This is a genomic window from Herbaspirillum sp. B65, assembly GCF_000333555.1.
GTDB classification, from domain to species: Bacteria; Pseudomonadota; Gammaproteobacteria; order Burkholderiales; family Burkholderiaceae_D; genus Herbaspirillum; species Herbaspirillum rubrisubalbicans.
Genome location: NZ_BADI01000040.1, coordinates 1 through 1,865 on the forward strand (window position 1 = coordinate 1; position 1,865 = coordinate 1,865).

At 63.4% G+C, this 1,865-nt stretch carries 3 protein-coding genes and 1 pseudogene; all 4 read right to left on the reverse strand.

All coding sequences use genetic code 11. The features are described from left to right. Window positions 1–376 (reverse strand): ATP-binding cassette domain-containing protein (locus I5W_RS00860; RefSeq protein WP_199901686.1); only part of this gene is annotated, 376 nt, incomplete at its 3' end. Window positions 377–378: 2 nt separating this feature from the next. Next, on the reverse strand, window positions 379–1,008 hold the full coding sequence (gene lptA / locus I5W_RS00865) for a lipopolysaccharide transport periplasmic protein LptA (protein WP_044527837.1): 630 nt from the start codon (window positions 1,006–1,008) through the stop codon (window positions 379–381). A gap of 50 nt (window positions 1,009–1,058) precedes the next feature. After that, window positions 1,059–1,679, reverse strand: coding sequence for an LPS export ABC transporter periplasmic protein LptC (gene lptC, locus I5W_RS00870; RefSeq protein ID WP_017452546.1), 621 nt, complete (start codon window positions 1,677–1,679; stop codon window positions 1,059–1,061). Then, window positions 1,676–1,865, reverse strand: a pseudogene (locus tag I5W_RS29230) (phenylphosphate carboxylase subunit delta); the annotation flags it as partial. The gene lptC and the pseudogene I5W_RS29230, both read right to left, overlap by 4 nt.

Consider the following 1,865-nt stretch of genomic DNA (forward strand, 5'->3'; position numbering starts at 1 on the left):
TGTTGAGACGGCCTTCGATTTCGTCGCGCGAGAGCGCTTTGCCGTCTTCCTGGCGCAGTTCCAGCACGGCGCGGATATTGTCTTCCACGGTCAGCTTGCGGAACACCGAAGCCTCTTGCGGCAGGTAGGACAATCCCAGCGTAGCGCGCTTGTGGATCGGCAGGCGCGAGATGGGAGAACCGTCCAGGTCGATCTGGCCGCCATCGGAAGGCACCAGCCCCACAATCATGTAGAACGAGGTGGTCTTGCCGGCGCCATTGGGGCCGAGCAGACCGACCACTTCGCCGCTGCGCACTTCCATGGAAACATCGCGCACCACCTGGCGCGCGCCATAGCTTTTCTTCAGGCCGCGAACGACCAGCGAGCTGGTTGCCATCGTCATTGGCCCTTTCCGTTCTGGCGGCGCGAGGCCGGCTGCGGGGGCGTCGCACCGGATGGTTGGGCCGGGGCGGCAGCAGGAGCCGGAGCCGGGGGCGGATTCTTGGGCTGGATCACGGCCGTGATGCGGCCCGCGCCCGGCTTGCTTTCGCCAGTGGCGGTATTGTTGACCGAATAGAACTCGGCCCGGCTGTCGTAGGAGATAAACTCGCCATTGACCTCATCGGTGATGCGATCGCCATCCATGCGCTGGATATGGGCGCGCTGGAACAGCTTGGACACTTCGGTCTGTTCCGAATACTCGATGCGTTCGGCCTGGCCCTCGATCCACAGGTTAGGACCACCATCGCGCTTCTGGCGGAAGGTTGCCAGCGCACCCGGAGCGGCATACAGCACCGCGTTTTCATAACCGTACTGATCGGTTGTAAGGACCACGCGTCCGGCCTTGATGATCAGGGTGCCGCGGGTCATCACCACGTTGCCGGTGAAGGTCTTCACCTGGCGCACGTCGTCATAGACCATCTGGTCTGCCTCGATGTTGGTGGGCTTGGTGGAGTCCGCCTTCTCGGCATGGGCCACGCCGCACACGGCAGCCAGCATCAGCATCGGCAGTAAGAATGAGCGTTTCATTGATTTCCTGTCTGGTCGGTTCTTGGCGTTCTTGTAGAGGGTCTGCCGGCTTAGCGTTTTGGTGTCCTGGTCTTGGGCGTGGGCTCGTAATAGCCTCGCACATTGCCGAACAACTGCACCACCTGGGTGGCGTTGTTGGCCACCATGCCCACGCCGCTCAAGCGGGTCGTACCCATGGTCATGGTCACCGGCTTGTCGGTCTTGACGATTTCATCGTCCGGCAGCAGCAGCAGGTATTGCGAGACCAGGTGCATCTGTTCGCGGCCCTTGTAGGGGGCGCGGATGGCATTGGCGTTGCCGTACATGTGGATCTGGGTCTGGTCATCGGTCACGCGTGCCGTATCCGAATACAACTGCATGGGCGCCTGATTCTGGTCCAGGTTATGCACCACCGGCTTGGTGATCTCGAAGGAGTCATCGCTGGGGAAGTGGACCATCTTGACGCCGGAGACATCATAGCGCGGCAGGCCCGTCGGGCCCATCTTCACGTAGCTGAAGTTTTCCAGGTAGTAATCCGGCTTGCCGCGTGGGCGCTGGGCCGGCTGCTGGTCGCCGGTGGCGCGCAGGGCTTGCAGCACCCAGAAGCTGCCCAGCGCGGCGCCAACCAGGATCACCAGGATCACTGCCAGGCGGATGCGTTCGGCAGCGCGTTCGCCGCTGCGGCCGCTCATGCCAGGTACGGCGCCAGCGCCGCCTCGTAGTTGCCCTGGGCGGCCAGCACCAGGTCGCAGATTTCGCGCACGGCGCCATGGCCGCCGCTGGCCTGGGTCACATAGTCGCAGCGCGACTTCACCTCGCGGTGACCATTGGCCACGCAAGCCTTGAAGCCCACGCGCGGAGCACCGGCAGGTCGATGA